This window comes from Vibrio sp. 704, assembly GCF_033339295.1.
In genome coordinates, this window is record NZ_JAWOUH010000198.1 from 1 (window position 1) to 907 (window position 907).

Here is a 907-nt window from a genome sequence, read left to right on the forward strand (position 1 = left end):
GGTAGGCGCGCTGAGCTTTGTCTGCTTGAGAGTGGCTGACCCATGCCAGTTCTCGCAATAGCCAAAACACACTTTCCTCTAATTGCTTCAACGTCTTGTGTTGTTTGATGAATCCAAAAGAGGCGAGTAGCTGCTTTTCTAGTCAGTTGATGACACACCATTCGGCTAGCGAGTATTGATTATCCGTCTCTGAGAGCTCACGTAGCACTTTACATAAGCTGATTTTCTGGGCTTCACTCAGCGATTTAAGTGCCGGCAGAGCGAGTTCGAGTACCGGGACACGCAGATGAAGTGGTAAGTCGGAATCTAACCAGGGAAGCAATGTAGATTGCGATGCGAGTGGAACGTACGACTTAATCATTTCGCGCTGAATATCGCTGCCATCAAAAATGAGGGCGAATGCGACAAATCGGGCGCTATATGGTTCACGTGCGATATCAACTAACTCTGGTGGTAATTGACTGATCAACTGTTGGCCTGTCTCACTCAATTGCTCCGATGGTGAGGCAGATTGCGAAGCAGGAGAGCCGCCACCTACGGCAAAGCCACTGACTTGTTCGTTATCAAACGCCGTGTTTTGAGCATGAGAATGTTGAGCGTAGCTTCCGTCCCAATTGGGTTCGATTCTTCGAATTCTTTCGTCCAATGGTGGGTGTGTCGCGAACAAACTAGAGAAACCGGACAATTTACTCTGTCCAAACATCATGTGGCTCATTTCATCACTGGCTTTCGTGTTTAAAGTAGAGCCTTGAACGTTACTGCCAATCTTCTTTAACGCTCCCGCAATCCCTTGATCGTTGCGAGTGAACTGCACGGCACTGGCGTCAGCTAAAAACTCGCGTTGGCGCGAAATCGCTGCTTTGATCATGTTGCCGAACAAGGTTCCTAACCAACCCAGCACCAAGCA

At 48.6% G+C, this 907-nt stretch carries 1 pseudogene; it reads right to left on the reverse strand.

Annotated elements, in window-relative coordinates:
• Nucleotides 1-907 (reverse strand): annotated as a pseudogene (locus R7R24_RS25430) (M48 family metalloprotease); the annotation flags it as partial.